This is a genomic window from Micromonospora sp. NPDC047730, from assembly GCF_043204765.1.
GTDB lineage: Bacteria > Actinomycetota > Actinomycetes > Mycobacteriales > Micromonosporaceae > Micromonospora.
Window position 1 is genome coordinate 1 of sequence record NZ_JBIDCU010000007.1, and the last position, 22,437, is coordinate 22,437.

Below are 22,437 nucleotides of genomic sequence, written 5' to 3' on the forward strand. Positions count from 1 at the left end.
CCCGCCGTGCCCGGCGCAGGGATCAAGCCTGACCGCCCGGAGCCGGGCACGGCGGGCCACACCCCCACCGCAACCACCGACACCCAGCACAACCAGCACCGACAAACCGCGGACCTGGCGTTACCCTGACAGCATGCACGGCCTCTCCCCCACCGCGACCCGCGTGGCCCCCCTCGCCCGCCCGGGCCGGCCCGCCGTGGTGACCCGGACGCTCACCGAGCTCGCCGGCCCCACCCGCGGCGTCGTGGAGCTGCCCGTGCAGCTGATGTGGAACGCCGACCGCACGTTCGACCTGGGCGACCCGGACGAGTTGCTCTGGATGTACGAGAACGTCCTGCGGGAGACCACCCGCGCGGAGGACCTCCGCGTGCTCATCAACGGGCGCACCCTGCGCCGGGTGTGGCGGCTACTCAACCTCCCCAAGGGCGTACGCCAGGCGTGGGAGATCCGCCACCGGGGTCTGCGTACGGCGTGAGCGGCGCGCACCCGCACGACTTCTACCGGGAGGTGGCCCGCGTCGCCCTGTCCGCCGCCGGGCCGTACCGGTTCGTGCTCGGTGGCGGCGTGGCCTGGGCGGCGCACGGGCTGGTGACCCGCCCGACCGAGGACGTGGACCTCTTCGCCGACGTCGAGGGGGCGGCCGCCGCGGCGGCGGACGGGGTGCGGGCGGCGCTGGAACGGGCCGGGTTCGAGGTGAGCGACGCCGACCCGGACAGCGAGCTGGCCGAGCTGTTCGACGGGTTCGACCGGGACCTGAAGGACTTCGTGGTGAGCCGGGACGGGCGGCGGATCCGGCTCAGCCTCGCCCGCCTCGACCGGCACCGCAGCCCGGTGGTGATGGACCTCGGCCCGGTGATGGACGTGCGGGACCTGATGGCGAACAAGACCGCCGCACTGGTGAACCGGCGAGAGGTTCGGGACTACATCGACGTGGCGGCGGCCCTGGAGCAGCACGACGTGGCGGAGCTGCTGGAGCTGGCCCGCCAGCTCGACCCGGCCCTGGATCCGTCGGACGTCCGCGCCGCCGGCCGCTATCTGGACCGGCTGCCGGACCGGCGCTTCGCCCGCTACGGCCTGGACGCCGCCGCCGTCGCCCGCGTCCGCGCCCGCCTCGCCGTCTGGCCCCGCTGACCCGTTGTTCCGGGGCGCGGGGCGCGGGGATTACTTGGTGGGGCGGCCACCCGTCACGCCGAGGACCTCGCCGGTGACGTAGCTGGACTCCTGGGAGGCGAAGAAGACGTACGCCGGGGCCAGCTCGGCCGGCTGGCCGGGGCGCCCCTCCGGGGTGTCCTGGCCGAACTGCTCGACCTTCTTCCGCGGCATGGTCGCCGGGATCAGCGGCGTCCAGATCGGGCCGGGCGCCACCGCGTTCACCCGGATCCCCTGCTCCGCCAGGTCGGCGGCGAGCGCCTTGGTGAAGTTGGCGATCCCCGCCTTGGTGGTGGCGTAGTCCAGCAGCTGCGGCGACGGGTCGAACGCCTGGATCGACGAGGTGTTGATGATGGTCGAGCCCTCGGACATGTGCGGCACCGCCGCCCTGCAGAGCCAGAACATGGCGTACAGGTTGGTCCTGAGCACCCGGTCGAACTGCTCGTCACTGATCCCGAGGATGCCCTTCTCCTGCGCCATCTGGTAGGCGGCGTTGTTGACCAGGATGTCGATCCCGCCGAGGTCCCGCACGGCCCGCCCGATCAGCTCCTCGCAGTGCCGCTGGTCGGTGATGTCGCCGCGCACGGCGACGCCCTTGCGGCCGGCCTCCTCGACCAGCCGTACGGTCTCCCGGGCGTCGGCGTCCTCCTCCTCGCCCAGGTAGGAGATGAGCACGTCGACGCCCTCCCGGGCGTACGCGATGGCGATCGCGCGACCGATGCCGGAGTCGCCGCCGGTGATCACCGCCCGTCTGCCGTCGAGCTTGCCGCTGCCGCGGTACGACTCCTCGCCGTGGTCCGGCTTCGGGGTCATCCTGCCGGTCGCGCCGGGCGGCGTCTGCTGCTGCCCCGGTTGCCCCTCCTGCTGGCCGTACTGGCTGGTGGGGTCCTGCTGGGTGTGCTGGTCCTCGCTCACCGACGTCTCCTCGCGCACCTGCTCGGGTTCCTGGTATCCCACCGCCCTACCCAGAGCCGACGGGCGGAAACGGCCGGGGCGGTGTTACCCCGGGCGGCCCGCGGACGCTGGTGCTGTGGGACACCTCGGGCTGCTGTGGCAGGAGTGACGGCCGCTCGTTAGGGTGCGCTCGGCGCCCACCAGGCGCCCCGACCCCCATGGAAGGGCATGTCATGACCTCTCCCTCCGGCCCGTCGCGTCGGACGGTGCTCGCCGCCGCGGCCGCGGCGGCGAGCGTCCCGCTGATCGCCGCCGCCCCCGCCCAGGCGGCCGGCGCGGCCCGGTCGCGGACCTGGGACCTCACGATCCTCGGCACCTCGGACACCCACGGCAACGTCTACAACTGGGACTACTACAAGGACGCCGAGTACGACGACAGCAAGCACAACGACGTCGGCGTCGCCAAGCTGGCCACCCTCGTCAACCAGATCCGCACCGAGCGGCGGGGCAAGGCGACGCTGGTGCTCGACGCCGGCGACACCATCCAGGGCACGCCGCTGGCCACCTTCTACGCCAAGCAGGAGCCGATCACCACCACCGGGGCGACGCACCCGATGGCCAACGCCATGAACGTGCTCGGGTACGACGCCGTGACGCTGGGCAACCACGAGTTCAACTACGGCCTGCCGCTGCTGGCCAAGTGGATCTCGCAGCTCGGCTTCCCGGCGCTGGCGGCCAACGCCGTCAACGTCGCCACCGGCAAGCCGGCCTTCCTGCCGTTCGTCATCAAGAAGGTCTCCGTCGGCTTCGCCGCGCCGCCGCTGCGGGTCGGCATCCTCGGCCTGACCAACCCCGGCAGCGCGATCTGGGACAAGGCCAACGTCGAGGGCCGACTGCGGTTCGACGACATGATCGCCACGGCCGCGAAGTACGTCCCGATCATGCGGGAGCGGGGCGCCGACATCGTGCTGATCTCCGCGCACGGCGGCGACAGCGGCACCTCCAGCTACGGCCCGGAGCTGCCGAACGAGAATCCGACGGCGCTCATCGCCGAGCAGGTCCCCGGCATCGACGCGATCCTCTTCGGCCACGCCCACGCCGAGGTCGCCGAGAAGTTCGTGACCAACGCGCGGACCGGTGAGCAGGTGCTGCTCACCGAGCCGTCGAAGTGGGGCCAGCGGCTGAGCCGGATGGACTTCACGCTGGCCCGCGAGAGGGGCCGGTGGAAGATCACCAAGAAGACCGCCGCGCTGCTGAACACCAACACCGTGGTGGAGGACCCGGCGGTCCTCGCCGCCGTGCGGGCCCAGCACCAGAAGACCGTCGCGTACGTCAACCAGGTCGTGGCGCGCTCCACCGTGGAGCTGTCGGCGGCGGAGAGCCGGTACAAGGACACCCCGATCCTGGACTTCATCAACCACGTCCAGACCGAGGTGGTCGGCCAGGCGCTCGCCGGCACGTCGTACGCGGCGCTGCCGGTGCTGTCGATCGCGGCGCCGTTCAGCCGGACCGCGGTCTTCCCCGCCGGCGACGTGAAGATCCGCGACGTGGCCGGCCTGTACGTCTTCGACAACACCCTCGAGGCCGTCGTGCTCAGCGGCGCCGAGGTGCGGGCCTACCTGGAGTACTCGGCGAAGTACTTCCGGACCCTCGCCCCGGGCGCCCCGGTCGACCCGGAGACGATCAGCGACCCGGCGGTGCCGGACTACAACTACGACGTCTTCTCCGGCCTGGAGTACGACATCGACATCTCCCGGCCGGTGGGCCAGCGCCTCACCCGCCTGGTGCTGCCCGGCACCGACACCCCGGTGGCGGACAACGCGCAGTTCGTGGTGGCGGTGAACAACTACCGCCGCAGCGGCGGCGGCAACTTCCCCGGCATCGTGAAGACCCAGGTCTACAACGAGCAGCAGGAGATCCGTCAACTGCTGATCGACTGGGCGCAGGCCAAGGGCGCGATCGACCCGGCCGACTTCTACCAGCCGAACTGGAAGCTGGTGCGCGAGGGCGTGCCGGTCTTCTGACCGACGGTCATCGGACGGGCCGTGGGCGGATCGCCCGCGGCCCGTCCGCGTACCGGGCCGCATCCCGGGCCGGTCGCGCGTGGACGAGGCGCCGCCGCGCGCGACGCGCCGTCAGGCGCCGTGCCGCAGGTCCCACCGGTCCGAAGCCTCCGAATCCGGTCGGTCCCGGCGCGGCTCGGTCTCGGTCAGCGCGACCCGCTCTTCGGGCGGGACCGCCGGCGGCATCTCGCCGAAACGCACGTGCCGCAGGAAGGCGTACTCGTCGTCGGTGAACGGCGACTCGGAGCGGTCCTCTGCCATCTGCTCTCCCCCTCGACGCCGTCATTCTCCGCCGGTGGCGCCCGGCGTCACCACCCCTAAAGCATCCTAGGATCCTGGGTGAAAGACAGATCCTAGGCATCCCCGGTCAGGACGGCAGCTTCGCCAGCGGCGCGCGGGGGGCCGGCAGCCGGTCCAGCAGCGCCAGCGCCGCCCGCACCGGGGCCCGGCCCAACGTCTCGTCGAAGCTCGCCCGCCCCTGGCAGAACCGCACGAACATCCGCCAGCCCGGCGGGGTCGCCAGCAGCGCGTGGAAGACCTCCGGCCGCCGCGCGAACACGTCCAGCAGCCGGTGCCCCGCGCGCATCGAGGGCACCAGGTCCCGCGCCACCGCCCGCTCGTAGCCCGCCGGGTCACCCGCGGCGACCGCGGCGCCGGCCAGCTCGCCGGAGCGCAGCGCGTAGCTGATGCCCTCCCGGCTCCACGGTTCCAGCAGCCCCGCCGCGTCGCCCGCCACCAGCACCCGGCCCCGACGCAGCGGGGAGTCCTCGGCGCGGCAGCGGGTCAGGTGCCCCGAGTCGTGCGCCGGCTCCACCCCCGACAGACCCAGCCGGTCAACGAACGCGCGCAGGTAGGCCCGGGTCCGCTCCCCCTCGCCCCGTGCGGCGATCACGCCGACCGTGAGCCGGTCGCCCTTGGGGAAGACCCAGGCGTACGAGCCGGGCAGCGGGCCCCAGTCCAGCAGCACGCGGCCCCGCCAGCGGTCCTGCTCCCGCGGCAGCACCGGCAACTCCAGCTCCAGTCCCAGGTCGACCTGCCGGTGGCGGACCCCCACGTGCCGAGCCGTCACGCCCGAGGAGCCATCCGCGCCAACCACGGCCCGCGCCCGCACCGTCTCCCCGTCGGCCAGCCGCAGGCGTACGCCCTCGGGGTCCTGCTCGACGGCGCGGACCGCGGCGCGCTCGCGGACCTCGGCGCCGGCCGCGGCCGCGGCGAGGCGCAGCCGGTCGTCGAACTCCTCACGCCGCACCATCGTCACCAGCGGGCCGTCGGGGTGCCGTCGGGTGAACCGGCGTCGCCCGTCCCGGGTGAACGTGACCCGGTCCACCCGGTCGTGCGCCGGGACGTCGATCCGGTCGGCGACCACCGCGAGCGAGGTGCCGATCAGGCCGCCCCCGCAGGTCTTGTAGCGGGGGTGGGCGGCCCGTTCCAGCACGAGTGTGCGCAGGCCCGCGCGGGCGGCGGCATGGGCGGCGGAGAGGCCGGCGGGGCCGGCGCCGACGACGGCGAGATCCCAGATGATCACCGGTGCAGCGTATGCCAGGAGGCCGGTTCCGGGGGCGTCGGCGCGACCGGACCACCGCCCGATCGGGTGGGCATCTTCGGCCGGCCACGGGGTAACCGCGCGGCGCAACCGCCCGTGGGGCGGGCAAGGCGAAGGAGGACATCATGCGGCAGGTCCAACTGTCGGACGTCGAGGAACGGGTGTACGACGCCGTCGCGGCCCTGGAGGCGCGCGGGCAGGTGCCGTACCCGGACCTGATCGCCCAGGAGGCCGGGCTGACCGAGGAGCAGTTGCGCGCGCCACTGCACCTGCTCACCGAGAAGAACCTGCTGCACCGCGAGGACTCGCCGATGGCCGGGCTGGACTTCGGCCCCCGGTTCTGCGCCCAACAGTTGGCGTGACCCGGCGGGCGGCCCGCCACGATTCGCCTCCCGCGGACCGGGGTAGCGGACAGCGATGCCCGACCACCGGTCCACGGGAGGCACGATGAACGCGGCCCGTACGCCGCGACCGGCCGACGCCACCGCCTCCCCGGACGACCGGCGGCGCTGGCAGGCCCTCGGCGTCGGGCTGGTCGCCGCCTTCATGACGCTGCTCGACGTGAGCATCGTCAACGTCGCCGTCCCCTCGATGGACCGCGCCCTCGGGGCCTCCCCCAGCGACCTGCAGTGGGTGCTCTCCGGGTACGCCCTGACGTTCGGGCTGGTGCTGGTCCCCGCCGGACGCTTCGGCGACGCGCGCGGCCGGCGCACCGCGTTCGTCTTCGGGATCGCCCTGTTCACGCTCGCCAGCGCCCTCGCCGGGCTGGCCGCCTCCCCCGCGTGGCTGGTCGCGGCCCGACTGCTCCAGGGCGCCGCCGCCGGGCTGGTCAACCCGCAGGTCACCGGCCTGATCCAGGAGCTGTTCCGGGGGCCCGAGCGGGGCCGCCCGTTCGGCCTGCTCGGCGCCACCATCGGCATCTCCACCGCCGTCGGCCCGCTGCTCGGCGGCCTGCTGATCGCCATCGGCGGCGAGGAGCACGGCTGGCGCTGGGTGTTCTTCGTCAACGTGCCCGTCGGGATCGTGGCGGTGGTCCTCGGCTGGCGGCTGCTCCCCGGCCGCCGGGCGGGCCCCGCGGACCACCGGCGGCTGGATCCCGTCGGAGTGCTGCTGCTCGGGCTCGGCGTGCTGCTGGTGCTGCTGCCGCTGGTCCAGCAGCAGCAGTGGCAGGGCCGCGCGAAGTGGCTGCTGGTGCCGACCGGACTGCTCGCCCTGGCCGGATTCGGGGCCTGGGAACGGTGGTACGCCCGGCGCCGGGATCCGCTGTTCGACCTGCGCCTGTTCCGATTCCGGTCGTACGCCCTCGGATCACTGATCGCGCTGGTCTACTTCGGCGGGTTCACCGCGATCTTCTTCGTCTTCACCCTCTACCTCCAGAACGGCCTCGGCTACAGCGCGCTGGTCGCCGGCGTGGCCATCACCCCGTTCGCGCTGGGCTCGGCCGCCGCGTCCGCCCTCGGCGGCCGGATCGTCAACCGCTTCGGCCGGCCGCTGGTCGCGGTCGGTCTGCTCACCGTGGTCGTCGGGCTCGTCGCGGTGGTCGGCGCGCTCGCCCTGGCGCCCGCCGGCGCCGTGGTGCCGTGGCTGACCGCGGCGCCGCTGCTGGTCGCCGGGCTGGGCAGCGGCCTGGTGATCGCCCCGAACCAGACCCTCACCCTGTCCCAGGTACCGGTGCCCCAGGCGGGAAGCGGCGCGGGCATGCTGCAGACCGGCCAGCGCATCGGCTCCGCCGCCGGCATCGCCGCCGTCGGCTCGGTCTTCTTCTCGTCGCTGGCCGGCAGCGACGGCGACTACGGCGTCGCTTTTCGACACTCCCTCCTGCTGGCCGCCGCGGTCATCGCGCTGGCGCTGGTCGCCGCCCTGGTGGACGTCGCCCTCGGCCACCGCCGCTGAACGCCACCGCACGCGACCGCCTCCACCCGGGGACCCGGACCCGGTGTGGGCCTGCCCGCTCGTGACGCGAGGACGCCGCTGGCCGGTACCCCGCGTACGGGGTACCGGCCAGCGGCGTCATGCACCTGTCGTCAGCTGTTCCAGTGCTCGGCAACCAGGTCGGCGGCCTGCTGCTCCCACTGGGCGTAGTGGTCCGGGTACGCCGACACCTGCACGGTCTGCGCGGCCTCGGTCAGCGGCATGTCCTGCCACCCGTCGACCTGCTTCAGACCCTTCAGGAACGCCGTGGTCGAGTACTCCGGGTCGGTGATCTGCTCGACCGTGCCCCAACCCGAGGACGGGCGCTGCTGGAACAGGCCCAGCGAGTCGTGGTCGTTGCGGTCACCCAGATGACCCAGGTTCTCCAGCTTCGACTCCTGCAACGCCGTCGCGATCGACACCACCGCGGCCCGCTCGTCCATCCCGGCCTTCTTCGTCGCCGCAATGATCGCCTTCACGTTACCCACCTGCTCGTCCGACAGGTCGATGCGCGACTGCGCGCCCTGCACACCATGCGGGATCAGCTTCGTCTTGTCCACGGCCGGCTTGTCCGCCTGCACCGCCACAGCGGTGACCGGCGTCGCCGCCACGGGGGTGGTGTCGGCGTGGTTCAGCGGACCAGCAGCCAGACCACCAGCAACAGCCAGACCAGCAATACCCAGAACGCTCTTACGCATGATCGTGTTCATCAGATGCTCCATTCGGGGGTTGGCACCACACGCCGAAGGGGGGGTCAGCGGGGCGCAAGCACCGTCCGGCGCTCAAAGAAACTCAAGGGGATCCGGCGCGTCACGCGCCGGGAAGAATCAGACCGGCCATCTGGAGACCGGGAGCGGCCCGTGTCGCGGGGCGAGGGGGTCGCCCCTTCACTGGCCGGGACCATGTGTAACGACCGGCGGCCCGCCAACATTCCGGGGGCCCGCACGCCAGCCCGCCGGGGGACGGGGGTGGTCTTGCTCGGCCGTACGCAGGGTGTAACGACCCCGCCCCGGCCACGATTCCGCCCCCACGATGCCCCCGGTCACACCCCGAACCGGACCCACGGGACACTGCCACCCGACCCCTGTCGAGCTGCCCTCACAGATGGGACACAACGTGCCGCCGCAGGCGACCGAGCCTCGCGTGACGGATGGTCCCACAGATGGGGCAACTCGACAGCCCCCACGTCACCCGACCCACCCGGACCTACCGACAGCGAGTCATAACCGACATCCAGGCACGGACGGCGCGCGACCACCGACGGGGTGTGGCCCGCCGTGCCCGGCGCAGGGATCAAGCCTGACCGCCCGGAGGGGGGCCCCGCGGGCCCGGCCCGCGAGCACCCCCGCCCCCGCCCGGAGCCGGGCACGGCGGGCCACACCCCCACACCACGAACCGCAACCCAACACCCCACCCGCCAAGGGAGAGGCACAGCGCCGAAAGAGCGCGCCGCCGCAGACGCAACCGGCCGGCCCCTGAAATCGGGACCGGCCGGTCGGGTCATGCGGTTGTCACGCGGTCGTCACCAGAGCTGGGCGACGATGTCCGCCGCCTGCTCCTCCCACTGCGCGTACGCGAACGGGTAGGCCGAGACCTGCACCGTCTGTGCGGCGGAGGTCAGCGGCAGGTCCTGCCAGCCGCCGACGTTCTTGAGCGCCTCGAAGAACGCCCGCGAGGCGTACTCGGGGTCGGTGACCTGGTCGGGCGAACCCCAACCCGACGACGGGCGCTGCTGGAACAGGCCCTGCGAGTCGTGGTCGTTGTACGCGCCCAGGTGGCCGAGGTTGTAGAGCTTCGACTCCTGCAGCGACGTCGCGATGCCGATGACGGCGCCCCGCTCACCCACGCCGGTCTCCTTGGCCTCCTTGATGATGGCCTTGGCGTTGGCGAGCTGCGCGTCGTCGAGCGGGATGCGCGACTGGGCACCCTGCACGCCGTGCGGGATCAGCTCATCTCGGGCGGGCTTGTCGGCGACCGGCTTGGCCGTCTCGCCGCCGGTGGTCAGGGCCGACTCCTCGCTGGAGGCCGACTTGCCCTGGCCGGTGGCCTGCTCGATCGCGGCCACGGCGCCCTCGTGCGGCGTGCTGGTGACAGGTGCGGCGACGGCCGTCGGCCCGAAGGCCAGGCCACCGAGGGCGGCGACACCCACCACGCTCAGCGCGATCTTGCGGTTCGAGTCCTTCGAGTCCTTCGCGATGGCCGGGAGCCACCGAGTGAAGTCGTACTTCACGATGGTTGCCCTTTCGGTCAGGCGAAGCGCTCCGTGCTGAGCGCTCCTCGGGGGAAACTTCCGCGCCGGAGGAGGTTTCGGTTCCGGCGGTACGGGGGACACAACCAGCCTGCCCTGTCGGGCATTCCGGATATGAGCCGGTGGTGGCGTGCTGCGGTCCCCGTCACTCGGCACGAGGGACGGGCGAGAACACTCCCCTGCGTTCGGCACGGGAAAGGATGAACCAGACGATCGACCCCAGCCGGCCGAGTCCGGGCCGGGACGCCAACACGTCCCGCAGAAGATCGTGGGTCAGCAGAGCCGGGGCACGCTCACCGCGAGGCCGGACCGGTGAGGGCCGGCAGGGTGCCGGACCGGATCGGCTCAGGCGGCGTGGGGCGCGCCGAACCGGACGAGGGCGTGCCAGAGCTGCTTGAGGTGCTGGAGGGTGACCTCGGCCGGCCCCCGGTCGGCCCAGCGGGACGGCTCGGTGACCACGGAGACCGCCGCGCGCCCGATCAGGGCGGCGTCGACCGGATCGCCCGGCCGGGCGAACTCGGCGTGCACCCGGGCGGCCAGCGGGGGGATGGCCGGCCCCCGGAAGTCGGGGTCGATCCGGTCGACGGGAAGCGCGAAGCCGGCGTGCCAGTGCAGGGCGACGCCGTGCCGACGGGCCAGCGCGTCGAGGGTCTCCCCGGCCTCGGTGCCCCGGAAGGACGGGTCCATGACCACCGCCTCCACGTCCCGGGCCAGACTCAACTCCCCGTGGATCTGGGCCTCGATGTAGTCGTCGAGGGCGCGACCCGCGGCGCCGGGGGCCCACGCGGCCTCCTCGCGACGGCGCAGCAGCGCCCGGACCAGGGCCACCACGTCCCCCGGCACGCCCAGGCTCACCCCGGTGCTGTCCGTCGCCGCGAGGAGGGCCGCCAGCACCGGCTCGAAGACGTCGACGGTGCCCAGGTCGCGGGGGCCCAGGTGACTGTCACCGAAGCAGAACGTCGCCCGGGCGAGCACCTCGGGACGCAGCCGCAGGTGGCAGGAGCCGAACCGGGGGCTGGCACCGTCCGGGTGGTCGAGCAGGTTCAGGCCGCCGTACTTCGGCCGGTCCGTCGGGGGCACGCCGGGGACCTGGTAGGCGCCGCCGAAGAGCGTCTCCTCCCAGCGGTCCCGGTCGCCCCCGGGGAAGGCGGTCAGCCCGCCGTTGGAGATGCCGGTCTCGAACTGGCTGCGGTAGACGCCCTCGGCGGCGAGGGCCGACGCGACCGTACGCCCGTCGGCGCACAGCCGGTCCGGGTGGAAGTTGAGGGTGAGGCGGCCGTGCCGGCCGACCGCGGCGATCAGGCACTCCGGCCGGTGGGTCACGCCCGAGCCCGCGAGCGCGCGGGCGATGACGGCCAGGGCGGCGGGGCGGTCGCGCAGCGCCGCCGCGCGGACGTGCCCGATCGCCGCGCGCTGGGCGGGGGTCAGTGCCGCGTCGACGGCGGCCGGACCGGCCGTGGGCTGCATGGCTGCGAATACTTCCCGCGCGCGGGCCGGGACGCACCCGATTTTCGGTGCCGGCCGGAGCAGCGCCGTGCGGCGGCGGTCACCGACCTGCCCGGCCTTGGCCGATCCCGGTTCCGCCCGCGACGTCGTTGCCGGCCACGGTCCGAACGGACCGGCGGATGCCTTCTCCGGTTACTCCTCGCGCGCCCGGTCGGTGCCGAAGCCGTCGAGGGTCGCCCGCTCGTCCGCGCCGAGCAGTTCCTGGAAGAGCGTGATCTGCAGGCCGGCCGGGGCGTCGAGGCGCGCGTTGAGCGACTGCCACGGGGTCACGGTCGGCGGGGCGATCTCGGTGGCGCCGGCGGAGACCAGGCGGCGGGTGGCGGACCGGCTGTCGTCCACCTCGAACGCCACCCTGATCTTGGGGGCGACCTGCCGCCCGACCTCGACCTCGTCGATCATCCGCTTCTGCGCCGGGTTGGCGATCTCCAGCGTCGCCCGGCCGGCGTCGAGGATCACCACCCGCGCGTCGCCCTCCCCCGTGAAGGCGGCCTGCTCGGGCAGGCCCAGCGCGTCCCGGAAGAACACGACCGCCGCCTCGTAGTCCTCGGCCTCCACGACCAGACGAAGCTGGCGTACGGCGGGTGGGCGGCCGGCGGCGTCCGTCGTCATGCCGCCAGAGCCTAGTCGGTCACGGCACGCCGGGCGCCTACGGTTCACCCGCTGGGCCGGTACCGAAACCGGGGATTACAGTGGGAGCGCCGACCGGGAGGCAGGGAATTGACTGTTGGTGCGGTGGTCGACCAGGCCGCCCTGGGGGACCACGCCTGCGGGGCCGACGACGACGAGACCGACGCGCTCGCCGCCGTCGGCCGTTTCGTCGCCCCCGGTCCCCGCCACGGTCGGGCCGCCGCCGACTCCCTGGACACGTCGGGGCCGTCCCCCGTGGGACGGGCGGCATGACCGGGCCGGGTGGCACAGCGGGCACCTTCGTGCACGAGGGCCTCTTCTACCGCGACCCGGACGAACTGTTGGCGGGCACGGTGCCGTTCATCACCAGCGGGTTGGCCGCCGCAGAACCGGTGCTGGTCGCGATGCCCGGCGCCAACCTGTGGCTGGTCCGCGCCGAGGTCGGCGCGATGGACGGGGTGCGCTGGGCGGACATGACCGAGGCCGGCCGGAACCCGGGGCGGATCATCCCGTGGGTTCTGCAGGCGTTCATCGACGAACACGCCGGCCGGCGCGTACGGATCATCGGCGAGCCGATCTGGGCCGGGCGCAGCGACACCGAGTATCCGGCCTGCGCCCAGCACGAGGCGCTGATCAACATGGCGTTCGCCGGCCGCGACGCCACCATCCTCTGCCCGTACGACGTGGCGGGCCTCGACGACGACGTGCTGACCGACGCGTGCGCCACGCACCCGGTGCTCGTCGACGACGCGGGGCGGCGGTCGAGCGGGGCGTACGCCCCGTCGGAGGTGGTCGCCCGCTACAACCTCCCGCTGCCGGCACCAGCGGAACCGGTCGCGGCACTGGCCTACCAGGTCGACAGCCTGCCCGCCGTGCGCGCGTTCGTCGCCGGCCACGGCCGGGTCGCCGGGCTGGACGAGGACCGGGTGGCCGACCTGCAGATCGCGGTGACCGAGCTGGCCACGAACAGCATCGCGCACGCCGGGGGCGCGGGCGTGCTGCGGGTCTGGCGGACCGCCGAGCACCTGGTCTGCGAGATCCACGACGACGGCTGGCTGGCCGACCCGCTGGCCGGCCGGTTGACTCCGGCGAAGGACGGCGTCGGCGGGCGGGGCCTGGTGATCGTGCAGGCGCTCTGCGACCTGGTCCGGGTGTACAGCACCGCCGCCGGCACGACGGTCCGCCTGCACATCCGCCGCCCGCTCTGACCGACGCCGACGCTCCTCCCCCGCCCGCCGGGTGGGCGGCGTCGCCCGGACCGGGCCGGCGGGTCCGGTCCGGCCGGCGGGCTGACCGTGGCCGGCCCGCGCGGTCAGTGCCCGCCGGCCCGCGCGGTCAGTGCCCGCGGGCCAGCCACTCGTCCAGGTGCGGGGCCTCCGCGCCGACGGTGGTGCTGTCGCCGTGCCCGGTGTGCACCACCGTCTCTGGCGGCAGGGTGAGCAGCCGGTCCCGGATCGAGGCGACGATCGTGCCGAAGTCGCTGTACGAGCGCCCCGTGGCGCCGGGCCCGCCGGCGAAGAGCGTGTCGCCGGTGAACACCACGCCGAGCGTCGGGGCGTGGAAGCTGCACGCGCCGGGGCTGTGGCCGGGAGTGTGCAGGACGGTCAGCGCGACCCCGGCCACCTCGACGGTCTGCCCGTCGCGCAGTTCCCCGCCCGGCGCCTCGTCCGGGTGCACCATGTCCCACAGCACCCGGTCGGCGGGGTGCAGCAGCACCGGCGCGCCGGTGGCCCGGGCCAGCGCCGGGGCCACCCGGACGTGGTCGTCGTGGGCGTGGGTGGCGAGGACGGCGCGTACCCGCCGGTCGCCGACGGCGGACAGGATCGCCTCGACGTCGTGCGGGGCGTCGACGACGACGCACTCGGTGTCGTCGCCGACGATCCAGACGTTGTTGTCCACGTCGAAGGTCTGGCCGTCGAGGGAGAAGGTGCCGGAGGTGACGGCGTGGTCGACGCGGGCCGCCATCAGAGGACCACCACCGAGCGGAGCACGTCGCCGCGGTGCATCCGGGCGAACGCCTCCTCGACCCCGTCCAGCGCGATCTCCTCGGTGACGAACGCGTCCAGGTCGAGGCGGCCCTGCAGGTAGAGCTCGGTGAGCATCGGGAAGTCCCGGCTGGGCAGGCAGTCGCCGTACCAGCTCGACTTCAGCGAGCCGCCGCGGCCGAACACGTCCAGCAGCGGCACGTCGACGGTCATCTCCGGCGTCGGCACGCCCACCAGCACCACCGTGCCGGCCAGGTCGCGGGCGTAGAAGGCCTGCTTCCAGGTCTCCGGGCGGCCCACCGCGTCGATCACCACGTCGGCGCCGAAGCCACCGGTCGCGGCGCGGATCGCCTCGACCGCGTCGTCCTCGCGGGCGTTCACGGTGTGCGTGGCGCCGAACTTGCGGGCCCAGTCGAGCTTGCGGGGGTCGGTGTCCACCGCGATGATCGTCGTCGCGCCGGCCAACGCCGCGCCAGCGACCGCCGCGTCCCCGACGCCACCGCAGCCGATCACGGCCACCGAGTCGCCCCGGGTGACCCCGCCGGTGTTCATGGCGGCGCCGAGACCGGCCATCACGCCGCAACCGAGCAGCCCGACGGCGGCGGGCCGGGCGGCCGGGTCCACCTTCGTGCACTGGCCGGCGTGGACCAGCGTCTTCTCGGCGAAGGCACCGATGCCGAGCGCCGGGGCGAGTTCGGTGCCGTCGGTCAGGGTCATCTTCTGGGACGCGTTGTGGGTGGCGAAGCAGTACCACGGGCGGCCCCGGCGGCAGGCGCGGCACACCCCGCAGACGGCCCGCCAGTTGAGCACCACGAAGTCGCCGGGCGCGACGCTGTCGACGCCGGCCCCGACCTCCTCGACGATGCCGGCGGCCTCGTGCCCGAGCAGGAACGGGTAGTCGTCGTTGATGCCGCCCTCGCGGTAGTGCAGGTCGGTGTGGCAGACCCCGCAGGACAGGGTCCGCACGACGGCCTCGCCGGGCCCCGGGTCCGGCACCACGATCGTCGTCACCTCGACCGGTGTGCCCTTGCTGCGGGAGATGACTCCCCTGACCTGCTGGCTCACGATTTCCTCCTGCTCCACGCCGGCGCACCGCGCCGCCGTCATCCAGGGTGCGCTGCGCGCCGCACCGTGGGGTGACCTCCCCTCGGCGACGCTACCGCTGATCATCCGTCGTCCCAACGCCAGATCGGGCGGTTATCACCTCGCGGGCGGGGTAGGCGGGGGCACGGTTCGACGGTGGGACGGGAGTGCGCCATGAAGGTCAGTCATCTGCCGCTGCGGGTCAGCACCGGCGCGTTCATCCTCAACTCCGGCCTCGGCAAGCGGAACCTGGAGGGGGAGGCGGCGCAGGGCATGCACGGGATGGCCGTCGGCGCGATCCCGCAGCTCGGGCAGCTCGATCCGAACCGGTTCGCCCGGCTGCTCTCCCGGGCCGAGGTCGCCCTGGGCGCGGCGCTGCTCGCGCCGTTCGTCCCGTCGGCGCTCGCGGGGCTGGGGCTGGCCGCGTTCGGCGCGGGTCTGGTGCAGCTCTACCTCAGGACGCCAGGGATGCGCGAGCCCGGCAGCCTGAAGCCCACCCAGCAGGGCATCGGCCTGGCCAAGGACGTCTGGCTGCTCGGGGCCGGCCTGACCCTGGTGCTCGACGACCTGACCCTCCGCCGCCGGCTCCGCTGACCGTGAGGCGGGCCGGGCCGGGCCCGCCCGCGCCGGGCTCAGGGCGCGGCCGGGGTACGCGCCCGCGCGGCGGCCTCCCGACGGGCGGCGTTGCGGTAGCGCAGGACCTGCACCGCGCCCAGCGCCCAGAGGGCGTACTGCACGGCGAAGGCCCAGCGGAAGGCGGCCAGGTCCGGGGCGGCCCGACCGGCCGGCGTGGCCAGGTCGAGCACCACGCCGACGGCCAGCACCAGCACGATGGAGGCGAGGAAGCCCCCGACGTTGACCACGCCGCTGGCGCTGCCGATCCGGTTGACCGGGTTGGCGGTGCGCGCGTAGTCGAAGCCGATCATGGAGCCGGGACCGTTGACCGCCAGCACCAGCACCAGCGTGACCAGCAGCCAGCCCGGCGCGCGTCCCGGCCAGGCCAGCACGACGGCCCAGACCGCGGCGGTGGCGCCGGTGATCACGAAGACCAGCACCGACCGGTGGAACGGGTGGCGGGCGCACAGGTGCGCGATCACCGGCCCGGTCAGGAACATGGCGACGGTCATCAGGGTGAGCAGCGACGCGGCGGCCGTCGGGCTGAGCCCCTGCCCCTGCACCAGGAACGGGTATCCCCAGAGCAGGGCGAACACGGAGCCGGAGAACTGGGTGACGAAGTGCGTCCAGAGGCCCAGCCGGGTGCCCGGCTCGGCCCAGGCGGCCCGCAGCTTCCGGCGCACGGCGGCGAGGTCGGGTGCCGGGCCGGGGGCGGTCTCCCCGTGCGGGGTGTCCCGGACGGCAACCACGATCATCAGGAGCACCGTCGCCCCCACCGCCGCGACGGCGAGGAAGGCGGGAGTCCAGCCGGCCCGGTGCAGCAGCGCCACCAGCGGTACGGCGCCGAGGATCGCCCCGAGCTGCCCGAGCGTCCCGGTGAGCTGGGTCATCATCGGGTTACGTCGCCCCGGGAACCAGAACGCCACGATCCGCAGCACGCTGATGAAGGTCATCGCGTCGCCGAGCCCGACCAGGACGCGGGCGGCCACGGCGAGGCGCACGTCGGTGGCGAGGGCGAAGCAGACCTGGCCGGCGACCATCAGCGCGCCGCCGGCGATGAGCAGCCGCCGGGAGCCGAACCGGTCGAGCAGCACGCCGACCGGTACCTGCATCAGCGCGTACACGGCGAGCTGGGCGACGGAGAAGGTGGCCAGCACCGAGGAGTTGATCTCGAAGCGGTGTGCCGCGTCGACCCCGGTGACGCCCAGCGAGCTGCGGTGGAACACCGCGGCCACGTACGCGCTCACCGCCACGCCCCAGACCAGCGCGGCGGCACGGCGCGGCGCGACCGGCGCGGGCGCCGGGGTGGTCAGGACGGTCACGGCAGCGCCCGCAGCACGTCCGCGGCCTTGTCGATGTGCGCGGCGACGGCGGCGAGCCAGGGCCCGGGGTCGTCGGAGTCGAGCGCGGCGAGCTGGGCGGCGTGCTCGGCCAGTGCCGTCTCGGCCCAGCCGGGCGAGAGCCGGAAGCTGGCCTCCCCCATCCGCAGCTGCCGGTCGCGCAGCCGCTGGTACAGCTCGGCGAGGATCTCGTTGCCGGCCGCGTCGACGACGATGGCGTGGAAGGCGCGGTCGGCCTCCATCAGCGCGGTCACGTCGCCGGCGGCGTGCGCGGCGCGCATCTCGGCCAGCCGGGCGGCGAGCCCCTCCCGCAGCGCCGCCCGGCGGGGCCAGATCCGCTCGGCGGCGTGCAGCTCGACCAGTCGCCGCGCCTCGATCACGTCGGTGATCTCCCGGGCCGAGACCGGGCGGATCAGCGCGCCCCGCTTCGGGTAGAGCTTGACCAGCCCCTCGGCCTCCAGGCGCAGCAGCGCCTCCCGGACCGGAGTGCGGGACACGCCGGCGGCCTCGGCGATCTCCCCCTCGCTGACCAGCGAACCGCCCGGGTGGATCTGCTCCAGGATCGCCCGCTTGAGGTGGCGGTAGGCGCGTTCGGCGGCCGACGGCGCGGCGACCCGACGGGACGGGGAGGGATGCGTCATGTATCTATGATGCGCCCCTGGCGTCGACGCGACCGATCGCCCCGTCCTCGGGGTGGCGCACGCCACGGTCGGCGCGGGCCACGGCCAGGACGGCGACCGTCGACGCGGGGAGACCGCCAGGCCGGGCCGTCGGCGCGGGTCCCCCTCGGGTGGGTCGTCAGCGCGGCTGGAGGGCCAGCAGCCCGTCGGGCTCCACGTCGAACCCGGAGGCGAACGGCGGGCCGAAGCCGCCCAGCAGGTCCGCGAGCCAGCGGGCGTCCCCGGGCGCGGCCCGCTCCAACCGCATCCGGCGCATCCGCACCGGGGCCGCCCGCAGCCGCCGCAGCGCCCCGGTCGCCGCGTCGAGGGTGGGCAGCCAGAGCAGCCGCAGCTCCGGCTGGTACGCCTCCTGCCCGCCGATCCCCTCGTAGTCGTCGACCAGGTCGCCGCAGCCGTAGAGGACCAGCCGGTCGCGGTACACCTCGACCGGGCGCGGGTGGTGCGACGAGTGGCCGTGCACCACGTCCACCCCCGCGTCGACCAGCCGGTGGGCGAAGTCGACGTGCTCGGGCGGCACGTCGTACCCCCAGTTGGAGCCCCAGTGCACGGAGACCAGCACCCGGTCCCCCGGCCCCGCCACGGCGGCGATCCGGCCGGCCAGCGCGGCGGCCGACGCGGCGGAGACCTCGGGCAGGTACGCCACCCCGGGCGCGTCGGCGGTGGCCGCCCAGGGCGGGGGCACGCCGCTGGACGGGGCGGCCACCGACCAGACCAGCAGGCGGCGGCCCGCGGCGAGCGGCACCCGGGCGGGCGCCCAGGCCGACGCCTCGTCCCGGCCGGCGCCGGCGGTGGCGATACCCGTGCCGGCCAGCGCGTCGAGGGTGTCGGTGAGGCCGACCGCGCCGAAGTCGAGGATGTGGTTGTTGGCCAGCGCGCAGACGTCGAGCCGGGCCGCGGTCAGGCAGGGCAGGTTCGCCGGGTGCATCCGGTAGTGGATCGTCTTGGCCGGGGCGTGTGCGCCCCGGCCCGTCACCGCCGTCTCCAGGTTGACCACCCGCACGTCCGGCCGCAGCGCGTCGAGCAGGTCGAGCGCCTCGCCCCACGGCCAGGCCGGCGGCGCCGGGCGCGGGACCGGGCCGGCGGCGGCCTCGGCCAGGCCGACGTAGTCGCGGGCGTCCCGGACGGCGGGTTCGCGCAGCTCGGGCGGGCCCGGTGCGGGCAGGATCGCGTCCACGCCTCGGCCGGTCATCACGTCGCCGCCGAGGAGGAGGGTCACGTCGGACATCCCACCCGCTTTCCCCGCCGGGCCCTCCGCTTACCCCGCCGGCCCGGTGCGCTCAACGACCCCACCTCGGAGGATGTGGCCGAGCGCGGGGACCCCGGTCGGGGTCGGCCTCGGCCCGGGAGCGAACCGACCCGGACGGGACGGGGTTGGACGTCAGCCTGCCTCCGCGACCACCGGTCGGTCCACGGCGGGCGGGGCGACGCCCCCGGGCGGCGCGCCGTCGCCGGACGGAGCAGCGCCGGACGGAGCAGCGCCGGGCGGGGCGACGCCGGCGGGCGGGGCGGCGTCCGTTCCCGCCGTGGACCAGAAGTCGACGAGCAGGCGGTGGAACTCCTCGGCGCACTCGATCTGCGGCATGTGCCCGCAGTTCCGGAACAGGTGGGTGCGGGCTCCGGGCAGCCGCGCCCGGGCGGCGTCGAGGTGCGACGCCGGGAGGATCAGGTCCCGGTCGCCCCAGACGACGAAGGTGGGGATGTCCAGCCGCTCCACCTCCGACAGCAGTTCCTCCCGCCACTGCGCGCTCACGCCCCGGAACGTGCCGAGGTGGTGGGCGGTCTCCAGCATCACCCGGGCCGCGTACGGCAGGCGGGCGACCTCCAGGGCGTACGCGACGCGTTCGGCGGTGGCGAAGGCCGGGTCGTGGAACAGGGACAGCTCGGCGCGGCGGGCGGCCCACCGACTGGGCCGAAGCAGCAGCCGGCCCAGCGGGCGCAGCGCGAGCAGGCGCAGCGCGATGGTCACCTCCCGACCGAAGCCGGCGCTGTTCACCAGCGTCAGGCTGGCCACCCTGGCCGGCTCGGACGCCGCGAGGCGCATGGCGATCGCACCGCCCAGGGAGTTGCCGACCACGTGCGCGGGCCGGTCGACGCCGACGGCGTCGAGGTAGCGGCCGACGAACCCGGCGAGCGCCGGCAGGGTGCAGGGCTGGGCCATCGGCAGCGAGCCGCCGCAGCCGGGCAGGTCGACGCTGTGCACCCGGAACCGGTCGGCGAGCAGCTCGTGCAGCTCGGTGAAGTCGTGCAGGGTGCGGCCGATGCCGTGCAGCAGCACCACCGGGGGCCCGTCGCCGTCGACGCGGTGGCACACCCGCCGGCCGTCGACGGTGACGTGCCGGGGCCGGCGCGCGGCCGGGGCGGTCACGCCGGCTCCCCGGCCGGGTCGGCCGCGGGGGCCACCTCGGGTCGCCGTTGCGGCGGGGCGGACGGCGTGGCCGTGCCGCGGCGTGCGGGCCCGCCCGCCACCCGGTCGAGCCCGAACGCCAGGACCCGGTGGTACGACGCCGGCGCCACCCGGGCCAGCAGGTCGGGCAGCTTCGCCGACCAGCCGATCAGTACCCGGCCCCGGCGGCGTTCCACCCCGCGCAGGACCACCTCGGCGGCCTTGGCGGGGTCGATGGTGAGCAGCCGCTCGAACTGCCGGCGGCCCGTCTCGAACTCCTCGGCGGAGACGCCGCTGCCCACCCGGGCGTTCTGCGCGATCCGGGTGCGGATGCCGCCCGGGTGCACGGAGGTCACCCCGATCCCGTCGTCGGCCAGCTCGTGGCGCAGCGCCTCGGTGAAGCCGCGGACGGCGAACTTGCTGGCCGAATAGGCGGCCTGCCCGGCCGGGGCGATGACCCCGAAGATGCTGGAGACGTTGACCAGGTGCGCGCCGGGCTCCGCCCGCAGCGTGGGCAGCAGGGCGTGGGTCAGCTGCACCACGGCCCGGAAGTTGACGTCGACGACCCAGCCGAACTCGTCGAGGGTCACCTGGTCGAACCGGCCGCCCAGCGCCACCCCGGCGTTGTTGACCAGCAGCCGGATCGCCGGATGCCGCTGCCGGACCTCCTCGGCCACCCGCGCCGTCGCGGCGGCGTCCGCCAGGTCGACCAGGTAGGTGGTGACCTGCCGGTCGGGGTGCGCGGCGCGGACGGCCGCGGCCACGGCGTCGAGCCGCCCGGCGTCGCGGTCGAGCAGCACCAGGTCGCTGCCCCGGCGGGCCAGCCCGTGGGCGAGGGCCTCGCCGATCCCGCTGGCGGCGCCCGTGACGACTGCCGTGCCGCCCGTGAAGACGAACCTACGCACGGACGGTCCTCCTTTCCGGTGTGCCGGCGGGGGAGAACCGCACGCCGGAGTCGGTGAGTCGGCCGTGCCGCATCAGCAGCACGTCCCGGGGGTAGTTCTGGTACAGCCGCCACGGCGCCCGGTCGCCCTGCTTCGGCAGGGCGTCGACGCTGCGCAGCACGTACCCGGCCGTCAGGTCGATTATGGGCCGCAACTCGCCGTCGGGGGGCGGCAGCGGGGTGACGACCTGCTGGCCGGTGCGGTCCAGGTGCCGCAGCAGCCGGCAGACGTAGGCGGCCACCAGGTCGGCCTTGAGCGTCCACGAGGCGTTGGTGTAGCCGATGGTCATCGCGAAGTTCGGCACCCCGGAGAGCATCATGCCCTTGTAGGCGACGGTGCCGGCCAGGTCGACCTCGGCGCCGTCCACGGTCAGGGTCATGCCGCCGAGGGCGAGCAGGTTGAGCCCGGTGGCGGTGACCACGACGTCGGCCGCCAACTCCTCGCCGGAGGAGAGCCGGACGCCCCGCTCGGTGAAGGTGTCGACGGTGTCGGTGACCACCGACGCCCGGCCCCTCTTCACCGCGGTGAACAGGTCGCCGTCGGGCACCACGCACAGCCGCTGGTCCCACGGGTCGTAGCGGGGCGAGAAGTGCCGGTCGACGTCGAAGCCGGCCGGCAGCCGGCCCCGCGCGGCCCGCAGCAGCAGCTTCCTCACCAGGGCGGGGGCGCGCCGGCTGAGCTGGAAGTTGGCGGTGGCGAGCAGGACGTTCTTCCAGCGCACCACCGGATACGCGGCCTTCGCCGGCAGCCAGCGCCGCAGGGCGTCGGCGACGACGTCGCGCGAGGGCAGCGCCATGACGTACGTGGGTGAGCGCTGGAGCATGGTCACGTGGGCGGCGCGCTCGGCCAGCGCGGGCACCAGGGTCACCGCCGTGGCGCCACTGCCGATCACCACCACCCGCTTGCCGGCGTGGTCGAGGTCCTCGGGCCAGTGCTGCGGGTGCACGATCCGCCCCGCGTACCGCTCGGTGCCGGGGAACCGCGGGGTGTAGCCGGCGTCGTAGCGGTAGTAGCCCGCGCAGGTGAACAGGAACGAGCAGGTCAGCTCGACCGTCTCGGCGGTGTCGTCGCGGTGGGCGTGCACCGTCCAGCGGGCCCGCCCGCTGTCCCACTCGGCGCGCACGACGCGGTGCCGGAAGCGGATGTGGTCGGTGACGCCGTACTCCTGGGCGGTCCGGCGGACGTAGTCGCGGATGGCGTCGCCGTCGGCGATCGCCTTCGGGTCCGTCCACGGCTTGAACGAGTAGCCGAGGGTGAACATGTCGGAGTCGGAGCGGACGCCGGGGTAGCGGAACAGGTCCCAGGTGCCGCCGATCGCGTCGCGGGCCTCCAGCACCGCGTACGTCTTCTCCGGACAGTGGCGGCGCAGGTGGCAGGCGGCGCCGACGCCGGACAGGCCGGCACCGACGACGAGCACGTCGACGTGGTCGGTGGCCATCTCGGTCTCCCGTCCGCGGAGGTGACAC

General features: G+C 74.4%; 23 protein-coding genes. 8 read left to right on the top strand and 15 right to left on the bottom strand.

Annotated elements, in window-relative coordinates; all coding sequences use genetic code 11:
* The first annotated feature begins 133 nt into the window (after positions 1–133).
* Both ACGF5G_RS17750 and ACGF5G_RS17755 read left to right on the top strand, forming a co-directional pair.
* Positions 134–475 (top strand): hypothetical protein, encoded by a 342-nt coding sequence (locus ACGF5G_RS17750; protein WP_393263858.1) that lies wholly within the window; start codon positions 134–136, stop codon positions 473–475.
* Entirely contained in the window at positions 472–1,131 is a 660-nt protein-coding gene (locus tag ACGF5G_RS17755; RefSeq protein ID WP_393263860.1) for a nucleotidyl transferase AbiEii/AbiGii toxin family protein, read from the top strand. The genes ACGF5G_RS17750 and ACGF5G_RS17755 overlap by 4 nt, the downstream gene beginning before the upstream one ends.
* Positions 1,132–1,161: 30 nt before the next feature.
* Here the strand turns inward: ACGF5G_RS17755 and ACGF5G_RS17760 are convergent, their stop codons facing one another.
* Positions 1,162–2,064 (bottom strand): SDR family oxidoreductase, encoded by a 903-nt coding sequence (locus tag ACGF5G_RS17760; protein ID WP_393264427.1) that lies wholly within the window; start codon positions 2,062–2,064, stop codon positions 1,162–1,164.
* Positions 2,065–2,276: 212 nt separating this feature from the next.
* Here ACGF5G_RS17760 and ACGF5G_RS17765 point away from each other — a divergent pair, with 212 nt between their 5' ends.
* Complete coding sequence (locus ACGF5G_RS17765) at positions 2,277–4,067, top strand: bifunctional metallophosphatase/5'-nucleotidase (RefSeq protein ID WP_393263862.1); 1,791 nt, start codon at positions 2,277–2,279, stop codon at positions 4,065–4,067.
* Positions 4,068–4,178: 111 nt separating this feature from the next.
* On the opposite strand, the gene ACGF5G_RS17770 is transcribed toward ACGF5G_RS17765, so the two are convergent.
* Entirely contained in the window at positions 4,179–4,367 is a 189-nt protein-coding gene (locus ACGF5G_RS17770) for a hypothetical protein (protein ID WP_350712703.1), read from the bottom strand.
* 106 nt (positions 4,368–4,473) lie between these two features.
* Positions 4,474–5,631: a geranylgeranyl reductase family protein gene (locus tag ACGF5G_RS17775; RefSeq protein WP_393263863.1), complete on the bottom strand. Its 1,158-nt coding sequence runs from the start codon at positions 5,629–5,631 to the stop codon at positions 4,474–4,476.
* A gap of 143 nt (positions 5,632–5,774) precedes the next feature.
* Here ACGF5G_RS17775 and ACGF5G_RS17780 point away from each other — a divergent pair, with 143 nt between their 5' ends.
* Positions 5,775–6,011 carry a hypothetical protein gene (locus tag ACGF5G_RS17780; protein WP_357465101.1) on the top strand — a complete coding sequence of 79 codons (237 nt, stop codon included), beginning with the start codon at positions 5,775–5,777 and terminating at the stop codon, positions 6,009–6,011.
* A gap of 85 nt (positions 6,012–6,096) precedes the next feature.
* Positions 6,097–7,542: an MFS transporter gene (locus ACGF5G_RS17785; protein ID WP_393263865.1), complete on the top strand. Its 1,446-nt coding sequence runs from the start codon at positions 6,097–6,099 to the stop codon at positions 7,540–7,542.
* Positions 7,543–7,673: 131 nt separating this feature from the next.
* Here the strand turns inward: ACGF5G_RS17785 and ACGF5G_RS17790 are convergent, their stop codons facing one another.
* The 4 genes from ACGF5G_RS17790 to ACGF5G_RS17805 form a co-directional block, all read right to left on the bottom strand.
* Positions 7,674–8,270, bottom strand: a complete 597-nt coding sequence (locus tag ACGF5G_RS17790) for a hypothetical protein (RefSeq protein WP_393263867.1) — start codon at positions 8,268–8,270, stop codon at positions 7,674–7,676.
* 812 nt (positions 8,271–9,082) lie between these two features.
* Entirely contained in the window at positions 9,083–9,790 is a 708-nt protein-coding gene (locus ACGF5G_RS17795) for a hypothetical protein (RefSeq protein WP_393263869.1), read from the bottom strand.
* A gap of 363 nt (positions 9,791–10,153) precedes the next feature.
* On the bottom strand, positions 10,154–11,275 hold the full coding sequence (locus ACGF5G_RS17800) for a DUF3626 domain-containing protein (protein ID WP_393263871.1): 1,122 nt from the start codon (positions 11,273–11,275) through the stop codon (positions 10,154–10,156).
* Positions 11,276–11,446: 171 nt separating this feature from the next.
* Positions 11,447–11,923: a VOC family protein gene (locus ACGF5G_RS17805; RefSeq protein ID WP_393263872.1), complete on the bottom strand. Its 477-nt coding sequence runs from the start codon at positions 11,921–11,923 to the stop codon at positions 11,447–11,449.
* A gap of 108 nt (positions 11,924–12,031) precedes the next feature.
* On the opposite strand from ACGF5G_RS17805, the gene ACGF5G_RS17810 reads away from it, so the two are divergent.
* Both ACGF5G_RS17810 and ACGF5G_RS17815 read left to right on the top strand, forming a co-directional pair.
* Positions 12,032–12,214, top strand: a complete 183-nt coding sequence (locus ACGF5G_RS17810) for a hypothetical protein (RefSeq protein ID WP_393263873.1) — start codon at positions 12,032–12,034, stop codon at positions 12,212–12,214.
* On the top strand, positions 12,211–13,149 hold the full coding sequence (locus ACGF5G_RS17815) for an anti-sigma factor RsbA family regulatory protein (protein WP_393263875.1): 939 nt from the start codon (positions 12,211–12,213) through the stop codon (positions 13,147–13,149). The genes ACGF5G_RS17810 and ACGF5G_RS17815 overlap by 4 nt, the downstream gene beginning before the upstream one ends.
* A 127-nt stretch (positions 13,150–13,276) precedes the next feature.
* Here ACGF5G_RS17815 and ACGF5G_RS17820 read toward each other — a convergent pair whose 3' ends face one another.
* Together ACGF5G_RS17820 and ACGF5G_RS17825 are read right to left on the bottom strand one after the other, a co-directional pair.
* A complete protein-coding gene (locus ACGF5G_RS17820; RefSeq protein WP_393263877.1) occupies positions 13,277–13,906 on the bottom strand; it encodes an MBL fold metallo-hydrolase in 630 nt (209 codons plus the stop codon).
* Positions 13,906–14,991, bottom strand: a complete 1,086-nt coding sequence (locus tag ACGF5G_RS17825; RefSeq protein WP_393263879.1) for an S-(hydroxymethyl)mycothiol dehydrogenase — start codon at positions 14,989–14,991, stop codon at positions 13,906–13,908. Before ACGF5G_RS17825 ends, ACGF5G_RS17820 begins: the two co-directional genes overlap by 1 nt.
* Before the next feature lie 192 nt (positions 14,992–15,183).
* On the opposite strand from ACGF5G_RS17825, the gene ACGF5G_RS17830 reads away from it, so the two are divergent.
* Positions 15,184–15,603, top strand: a complete 420-nt coding sequence (locus tag ACGF5G_RS17830) for a hypothetical protein (RefSeq protein ID WP_393263881.1) — start codon at positions 15,184–15,186, stop codon at positions 15,601–15,603.
* 38 nt (positions 15,604–15,641) lie between these two features.
* On the opposite strand, the gene ACGF5G_RS17835 is transcribed toward ACGF5G_RS17830, so the two are convergent.
* From ACGF5G_RS17835 to ACGF5G_RS17860, 6 genes are all read right to left on the bottom strand, one after another.
* The gene (locus ACGF5G_RS17835) at positions 15,642–16,946 is read right to left on the bottom strand and encodes a nitrate/nitrite transporter (RefSeq protein ID WP_393263883.1); all 1,305 of its coding nucleotides are present in this window, start codon (positions 16,944–16,946) and stop codon (positions 15,642–15,644) included.
* Positions 16,943–17,605 carry a GntR family transcriptional regulator gene (locus ACGF5G_RS17840; RefSeq protein WP_393263885.1) on the bottom strand — a complete coding sequence of 221 codons (663 nt, stop codon included), beginning with the start codon at positions 17,603–17,605 and terminating at the stop codon, positions 16,943–16,945. Before ACGF5G_RS17840 ends, ACGF5G_RS17835 begins: the two co-directional genes overlap by 4 nt.
* Before the next feature lie 157 nt (positions 17,606–17,762).
* The gene (locus tag ACGF5G_RS17845; RefSeq protein ID WP_393263887.1) at positions 17,763–18,869 is read right to left on the bottom strand and encodes a CapA family protein; all 1,107 of its coding nucleotides are present in this window, start codon (positions 18,867–18,869) and stop codon (positions 17,763–17,765) included.
* Positions 18,870–19,022: 153 nt separating this feature from the next.
* Complete coding sequence (locus ACGF5G_RS17850) at positions 19,023–20,009, bottom strand: alpha/beta fold hydrolase (RefSeq protein WP_393263889.1); 987 nt, start codon at positions 20,007–20,009, stop codon at positions 19,023–19,025.
* Complete coding sequence (locus ACGF5G_RS17855; protein ID WP_393263891.1) at positions 20,006–20,932, bottom strand: SDR family NAD(P)-dependent oxidoreductase; 927 nt, start codon at positions 20,930–20,932, stop codon at positions 20,006–20,008. Before ACGF5G_RS17855 ends, ACGF5G_RS17850 begins: the two co-directional genes overlap by 4 nt.
* Positions 20,925–22,409, bottom strand: a complete 1,485-nt coding sequence (locus ACGF5G_RS17860) for a flavin-containing monooxygenase (protein WP_393263893.1) — start codon at positions 22,407–22,409, stop codon at positions 20,925–20,927. The genes ACGF5G_RS17855 and ACGF5G_RS17860 overlap by 8 nt, the downstream gene beginning before the upstream one ends.
* Positions 22,410–22,437 lie beyond the last annotated feature (28 nt).